Source organism: Mesorhizobium sp. M7A.F.Ca.CA.002.05.1.1, assembly GCF_003998335.1.
Taxonomy (GTDB): domain Bacteria; phylum Pseudomonadota; class Alphaproteobacteria; order Rhizobiales; family Rhizobiaceae; genus Mesorhizobium.
Genome location: NZ_RZQI01000263.1, coordinates 1 through 6857, shown reverse-complemented (window position 1 = coordinate 6857; position 6857 = coordinate 1). Strand labels below are relative to the sequence as shown.

Genomic DNA, 6857 nt, shown 5'->3' with positions numbered 1-6857 from the left:
TCTGAGAGGACCCCACCCGGCCGCTGCGCGGCCACCCTCCCCTCGAGGGGGAGGGAAAACACCGGCGTCACCACGGTGATGTCGGGCAGATGCGTGCCGCCATTGTAGGGCGCGTTGAGGGCAAAGACGTCGCCGGGGTGGATGTCGCCGGAATTCAGCCGGATGATGGTTTCGACCGAGCGGTCCATCGAGCCGAGATGTACCGGCATGTGCGGCGCATTGGCGACCAGTGCGCCGGTGCGATCGAAGACTGCACAGGAAAAATCCAGCCTTTCCTTGATGTTGACGGAATAGGCGGTGTTCTGCAGCGTCACGCCCATCTGCTCGGCGATCGACATGAACAGGTTGTTGAAGACCTCCAGCATGACCGGATCGGCCTCCGTGCCGAGCGCTGCCTGCCGGCGCTTTTTCTCGACACGGCGCAGGAGCACATGGTTCCTGGCGGTGATTTCGGCCAGCCAGCCCGGCTCGATGACGATCGTCTGGTTAGGCTCGATAATCAAGGCAGGTCCGGCAACCCTGTTTCCCGGTTTCAGCGCTTCGCGGCGGAAGATGGGTGAAGTGCGCCACTCTCCCTCGGTGAAGATTTCGCGGGTTTGCGAAGGGTTTACGGCAAGGTCTTCGGTTCGTGATTCAGTTTCGTCGCGCCCGGTACCGCCGGTGTCGGTGCCTTCGACGCCGACGGTCTCGACGATCATCGGCTTGTCGTCATAGACGAAACCGAACTGCGCCTTGTGGGCGACTTCAAAATCGCGCCTGGCCTGGAAAATCGAATCCGCCTCGAAATTCACCGGCAGTGTCGTGTCGGTGCCATCATAGCGAATGTGCAGCACCGGCTTCGTGGCGACGGTATCCTCGCCGATGCCTTGCGCCGCGAGTTCGGCCACAACGGCTTTTCTCAAAATGGCAATGAGGTTGCCGATCTCCGTTCTGGACTCTTCGGCAAGCGGTTTCAGCAGCGCTTGCTGGCGCGAGGCAAAGACCGAGGACAGGCCGATGCCATAGGCCGACAGCAGGCCAGAGAAGGGATGGATCAGCACCGCCTCCATGCCGAGCGCGTCGGCGACCAGGCAAGCGTGCTGGCCGCCGGCGCCACCGAAGCAGTTGAGGAGATACTCGGTGACGTCGTAGCCGCGCTGCACGGAGATCTTCTTGATGGCATTGGCCATGTTCTCCACGGCGATGGTGACGAACCCTTCGGCGACAGTCTCGGGCGACCGCCCATCGCCGATTTCGGCGGCGAGTGCCGCAAATTTTGCTCGCACCGTCTCGACGTCGAGCGGCTCGTCCTGGCCGGGTCCAAAAATCGCCGGGAAGAAATCGGGCTGCAGCTTGCCAAGCATGACGTTGGCGTCGGTGACGGCGAGCGGGCCGCCGCGCCGGTAGGCTGCCGGGCCGGGATTGGCGCCAGCCGAATCCGGTCCGGCCCGGAAGCGGCCGGCCTCGTAATGCAGGATCGAGCCGCCGCCGGCGGCGACGGTATGAATGCGCATCATCGGCGCGCGGATGCGCACGCCGGCGACCTCGGTGTCGAAGGCGCGTTCGTATTCGCCGTCATAGTGGGCGACATCGGTGGAGGTGCCGCCCATATCGAAGCCGATGACCTTGTCGAAGCCGGCGAGCCTGGCTGTCTCGACCATGCCGACGACGCCGCCGGCCGGTCCTGACAGCAGCGCATCCTTGCCCTGGAACATGTCGGCGGCGGTGAGACCGCCCGACGACATCATGAACATGAGGCGAGGGCTTTCCCTCCCTCTCGAGGGGAGGATGGCGGCAAAGGCGCCGGGTGGGGTCGGATCGACCGGGCTCGACGTCGTGGCGGTGCCTTCCGAGAGGACCCCCTCTGCCCGCTTTGCCGACTGCCCTTCGCTATGGCTTCGGGCGTTCGTCGCTGAAAAAGCCAAATCGCTGGCTTTTTCTCGGCCTTCGGCCCATCGCTCCTCACCCCCCTCGAGGGGGGAGAGGACGCCGAGCTCTTGGCCAACCCTTTGCACATAGCGGGACAGGATCGGCGACAGGTAGGCATCGACCACCGCGGTGTCGCCGCGGCCGACCAGCTTGATCAGCGGCGAGACCTCATGGCTGACGGAGACTTGGGCGAAACCAAGTTTGCGGCAGACTTTTGCCACCGCCTTCTCGTGGTCGGGGTATTTCCAGGCGTGCATGAAGACGATGGCGACCGCATCGATGCCATCGGCCCTGGCCTGTTCGATCGCCGGCCGGCAGGCGGCGATGTCGAGCAATTGTTCGACGCAGCCATCGGCGCGCACACGCTCGTTGATTTCGATGACCCGCTCGTAGAGCTGTTCGGGAAGGATGATCTCCTTGGCGAAGATGTCCGGACGCGCCTGATAGGCGATCTTCAGCGCATCACGAAAGCCCTTGGTGATGAGCAAAAGCACGCGGTCGCCCTTGCGCTCCAGCAGCGCATTGGTTGCAACCGTGGTGCCCATCTTGATGTCGCCGATCAGGCCGCTCGGGATCGTGTCGCCGGCCGACAAGCCAAGAAGGTCGCGAATGCCCTGGATGGCAGCATCGTTGTAGGCTTCGGGATTTTCGGAGAGAAGCTTGCGCGGGTGCAGCCCGCCTTCCGGATCTCGGCCGATGATATCGGTGAATGTGCCGCCGCGGTCGATCCAGAAATCCCATTTTGCGGTCATGACAGCCCCTGGCGCTTTTACGTTCAATCGGTGGTTCGGCACATGCTGTTAGTTCGCCACGGCCTGAGCGGCAATCGCAAATGAACCAGACGATGTTACATGTCGAAACGCAACGTTACGAAACTCATGGCCGTCTGACGCATTTGTCCTTCGACCGCTCACGGCAACGTGAGCGTGTGTTGAAGGAGAGACAAATGAAAAAGCTCATTCTCGCGTCCGTTTCCGCTCTGGCCTTGCTTGGCGTCGCCGCCTGCAGTGACAGCGGTACGGACAATACCACCACCCAGAGCACCAATCCGCCGGCCGCCGAGGAACCGATGAAGCCGGCTACTCCGGAAGCCACGCCGCCGGCCGCGACGCCTCCGGCAACGGATAATTCTACCACGAAGAGCATCACACCCGAGAAGCCTGCCGAGCCGGCTCCGGCAACACCAGCTCCTGCGCCCGCGCAGTAGTGAGCAAGCAGTACTTCGTGTGATGAATGAGAAAGGCCGGCTCGCGCTGGCCTTTTTCATATTGTCCGAGCGCCGTGGCGTTCGAGTCCGATCGATTTGTCGCGCAAAGCCTGCGGCACTGTCCCGGCTTGATAGGAGCGGGCGGTGGCTCTAAGAAGCAGGCCATGTCCATTTGGGATCGCCTCGGCGAATTCATCACCCGCGTTTCATCCTCAGCCTCGTCGGGTGTCGCCGACGTGGTCGAGGCCGTGCGCACGGTTTTCGCCGGCGATGCGGATTTGCGCCGGCGTGTCGCCTTTTCGGTGGCGATGATCGCGCTGTCGGCCAAGATGGCCAAGGCCGATGGTATCGTCACCCAGGACGAGGTGCGCGCCTTCCAGGAAATATTCGAAGTGCCGCCGAAGGAGACGCGCAATGTGGCGCGTCTGTTCGATCTCGCCCAGCGCGACGTGGCCGGTTTCGAGACCTATGCAGAGCGGATGGCGCAGATGTGCGGTTCCGGGCATTCCAATTGTGTGATGCTGGAAGACATACTCGACGGTCTGTTCCACATCGCCAAGGCCGACGGGCTGGTGCACGAGCGCGAAGGCCACTTCCTGCACCGCATCGCCGAGATTTTCCGCATCGACGAAGCGCATTACGAGACCATCATGGCGCGACATGTCAACCTGGGCGCCGGGGATCCTTATGTCGTGCTTGGCATCGAGCGCGGCAAGCCGTTCGAAGAGGTCAGGAAGCGCTATCGCAAGCTGGTTTCCGACAATCATCCGGACCGGCTGATCGCGCGCGGCCTGCCTCAGGAATTCATCAAGATCGCGACCACCAGGGTGGCGGCGATCAACGTTGCCTACGAGATGATCGAGCGGGGCCTGCGCCACGCATGAGCGGCTTTCTGCCCGACGAGCCACGTGCCGAAGTCAGGGTATCGCCGAATTTCGGCCCGCGGCGCGAGACGCCCAGGCCTGACATGATCGTGCTGCACTACACCGGTATGGCGACCGGCGCCGGGGCCGAGGCCTGGCTTTGCGACCCGGCCAGCGAGGTCTCGTCACATTATCTCGTCCACGAGAATGGCCATATCGTGCAGATGGTCAGGGAAAGCGACCGCGCTTGGCATGCCGGCAAGAGTTCGTGGTTCGGACGGGCCGACATCAATTCCTGTTCGGTCGGCATCGAGATCGTCAATCCAGGGCATTCGCTGGGCTATCCCGGTTTTCCCCGGCGGCAGATCGATGCGGTGATCGCGCTGTGCCGTGGGATCGCCGGTCGGCATTCGATCGCCGCCGAGCGGGTACTCGCGCATTCTGATGTTGCGCCGGGGCGCAAGATCGATCCCGGCGAGAAGTTTCCGTGGCGGACGCTGTTCGAGGCCGGTGTTGGCCATCTCGTGGCGGCCGCGCCCGTCAGGCGAGGCGCCACTCTGACAACCGGCGATACCGGCGGCGACGTCGAAGCGTTGCAGTCGATGCTGGCCCTCTACGGCTATGGCGTTGAAATATCGGGCATTTTCGACCGGCAGACGGAGGCGGTGGTCGAGGCCTTCCAGCGTCATTTCCGGCCGCGCAAGGTGGACGGCGTTGCCGACGGCTCGACGCTGCGGACGCTGCAAAGGCTGCTTGCTTCCATGAGGCGCTGACCCCCGGGAGAGCCTCTCCCAAGCAATTCTTTCCAATCCTTAAGTTACAAGCTGTCACTCAAAGTGACTTGCCTGGCCTTGTTTGACACCAATTCGGGCGTCAAACGGCTGACGTGTAGATGTCGGACCCCAAGCCCCCCGGGTTGTTCCGACGTTGGTTAGGCGTTGCTGCGTGAACATCTTCGCGCGGTTCAGACAGAACAGGATCACATGCAGAAATTTACCGTTTTAACGGCAGCTCTTGCTGCCGGCGTAATGACTTTTGCCTTCAGTGCCGCAGATGCCGCGCCCCTCAGCCCGCGAGCCGATCAAGGGCCTGTCGTGGCATCCGCGAAAAGCGGCAAGGCCCCACAGGCCAGAAGCGGCAAGGCAGGCCACGACGCCAAGGCGACGAAGCGGGCTTCCGCGAAAATGGAAAAAGCAAGCTGGTCCAAGCCGAAGAAGTCCGCCAGAAAGCAGACGAAGCGTGGCCGAAAAACCGTCGACATGACGGCAACGGCGTCGATCGGTGTCCGGAACGCGGCAGCCTCGGCGGCCGCGGTGGCCAGCAGCGGTCAGTATTCCGCTATCGTTGCCCGCTATGCGGCGATCGAAGGCGTTCCGGTATCGCTCGCCTCGGCGGTTATCCAGATCGAAAGCAACTACCGGCCCAACATCGTTGGCGGCGCCGGCGAGATCGGCTTGATGCAGATCAAGCCGGCCACGGCTCGGATGATGGGCTATAGCGGCTCCGCCAAGGGCCTGTTCGATCCCGACACCAACATCAAATACGGCATGAAATACCTTGCCATGGCGCGGAGCCTCGGCGGCGGCACGACCTGCGGCACCATTCTGAAATACAATGCCGGCCACGCCGCAACGCGGATGAACCCGGTGTCGGCCGCCTATTGCGGCAAGGTCAAGGTGCAGATGGCTGCGCTGGGATCGCCCGCATAAGTCTGCTTTTTCGTTTGCGTTTTCGGGCGCGAACCCCTTTATACGCTCTGCCAGCTGGCTGGGCGGCCGCACCCGCAAACGCCGAAAGGTCGTGGGTGAGGAAAGTCCGGGCTCCATGGAAACACGGTGCCGGTTAATGGCCGGCGGGGGCGACCCCAGGGAAAGTGCCACAGAAAGCAAACCGCCACGATCCGGCTTGCCGGATTCGGGGTAAGGGTGAAAGGGTGGGGTAAGAGCCCACCGCGCGACTGGCAACAGGAGCGGCACGGTAAACCCCACCGGGAGCAAGACCGAATAGGGACGGTGCGAGGGGAAACCCTCGAGGGCTGTTTCCGGCTCACCGTCCGGGTAGGTTGCGTGAGGCGCATGGCAACATGCGCCCAAGATGAATGGCCGCCACGTTCTCGCCCCGCAAGGGGCGGGGGCCATACAGAACCCGGCTTACAGGCCAGCTGGCAATTTCTCTCCCCCGATATCAAGAGAAGTCTCTTGAATTCAGCAGGTTGCGCCCTCGGGCGCGCCTGTTGATTCAAGCCTGCCCGGCCGTTCATCCGTGCGAGCGAGAGTCGGCCATTGCTTGAAACCGGTGCGATTAAATCGTACCATGATCGGGAAATGGTATCGGGAGCCTCTCATGGGACAGGTCGACAAACGCAGCATCACGCTGTCGCCGGAACTGGCGCAGGCGGTGGATGATGTCGTCGCCGCCGGCGAATATGCCTCCGCCAGCGAAGTGATCCGCGATGCGCTGCGGCAATGGAAGGATCGGCGCGATCTCTTCGGCTATACGCTCGATGAGTTGCGCAAGCTGGTGCAGGAAGGGATAGACAGCGGGCCGGGACGATTTGCGTCGATGGATGAAATCAAGGCCGAGGCGCGGAGGCGCTTGCGATCTGACGACGCAGCATGAATTCGCTATTCATCGCCCGGAACGCGCGCGCAGAAGACGATTTGATCGCGATCTGGCTTCATGTTGCACGCGATAGCGAGGTCGCAGCGGATAGGTTGCTCGATCGCATCGAGGCACGGTGGCAGCAACTGGAGACCTATCCCTTCTCCGGCGCGCCGCGCGATGACATCGCGCCCGGCGTCCGTCATCTGCTCGTTGGCGACTATCTCACCTTGTATCGTGTAGGTGACGACGCGATCGAGATCATTCGTGTACTGCAC

Annotated in this window: 7 protein-coding genes and 1 other RNA gene; 7 read left to right on the top strand and 1 reads right to left on the bottom strand. The window is 62.7% G+C overall.

The window, feature by feature from the left end:
- The coding region (locus EN939_RS15350) for a hydantoinase/oxoprolinase family protein (RefSeq protein WP_127268669.1) at nucleotides 1-2660 on the bottom strand (2660 nt) is incomplete at its 3' end.
- A gap of 194 nt (nucleotides 2661-2854) precedes the next feature.
- On the opposite strand from EN939_RS15350, the gene EN939_RS15345 reads away from it, so the two are divergent.
- The 7 genes from EN939_RS15345 to EN939_RS15315 all read left to right on the top strand — a co-directional run.
- Entirely contained in the window at nucleotides 2855-3115 is a 261-nt protein-coding gene (locus EN939_RS15345) for a hypothetical protein (protein ID WP_081734943.1), read from the top strand.
- Between the two features lie 164 nt (nucleotides 3116-3279).
- Nucleotides 3280-3999: a J domain-containing protein gene (locus EN939_RS15340; protein ID WP_127268668.1), complete on the top strand. Its 720-nt coding sequence runs from the start codon at nucleotides 3280-3282 to the stop codon at nucleotides 3997-3999.
- Nucleotides 3996-4751, top strand: a complete 756-nt coding sequence (locus EN939_RS15335) for an N-acetylmuramoyl-L-alanine amidase (RefSeq protein WP_127268667.1) — start codon at nucleotides 3996-3998, stop codon at nucleotides 4749-4751. Before EN939_RS15340 ends, EN939_RS15335 begins: the two co-directional genes overlap by 4 nt.
- A 210-nt stretch (nucleotides 4752-4961) precedes the next feature.
- Nucleotides 4962-5687 (top strand): lytic transglycosylase domain-containing protein, encoded by a 726-nt coding sequence (locus EN939_RS15330; protein WP_127268666.1) that lies wholly within the window; start codon nucleotides 4962-4964, stop codon nucleotides 5685-5687.
- Nucleotides 5688-5737: 50 nt separating this feature from the next.
- Nucleotides 5738-6147: RNase P RNA component class A (gene rnpB, locus EN939_RS15325), an RNA gene on the top strand.
- Between the two features lie 174 nt (nucleotides 6148-6321).
- On the top strand, nucleotides 6322-6597 hold the full coding sequence (locus EN939_RS15320; protein WP_027034949.1) for a type II toxin-antitoxin system ParD family antitoxin: 276 nt from the start codon (nucleotides 6322-6324) through the stop codon (nucleotides 6595-6597).
- The coding region (locus EN939_RS15315; RefSeq protein ID WP_164751006.1) for a type II toxin-antitoxin system RelE/ParE family toxin at nucleotides 6594-6857 on the top strand (264 nt) is incomplete at its 3' end. The genes EN939_RS15320 and EN939_RS15315, both read left to right, overlap by 4 nt.

What these genes read in the sequence shown, in the direction of transcription:
- EN939_RS15335 (WP_127268667.1), top strand. Translation starts at nt 3,996, where the DNA reads ATGAGCGGCTTTCTGCCCGACGAGCCACGTGCCGAAGTCAGGGTATCG.
- EN939_RS15345 (WP_081734943.1), top strand. Translation starts at nt 2,855, where the DNA reads ATGAAAAAGCTCATTCTCGCGTCCGTTTCCGCTCTGGCCTTGCTTGGC.
- EN939_RS15330 (WP_127268666.1), top strand. Translation starts at nt 4,962, where the DNA reads ATGCAGAAATTTACCGTTTTAACGGCAGCTCTTGCTGCCGGCGTAATG.
- EN939_RS15340 (WP_127268668.1), top strand. Translation starts at nt 3,280, where the DNA reads ATGTCCATTTGGGATCGCCTCGGCGAATTCATCACCCGCGTTTCATCC.
- EN939_RS15320 (WP_027034949.1), top strand. Translation starts at nt 6,322, where the DNA reads ATGGGACAGGTCGACAAACGCAGCATCACGCTGTCGCCGGAACTGGCG.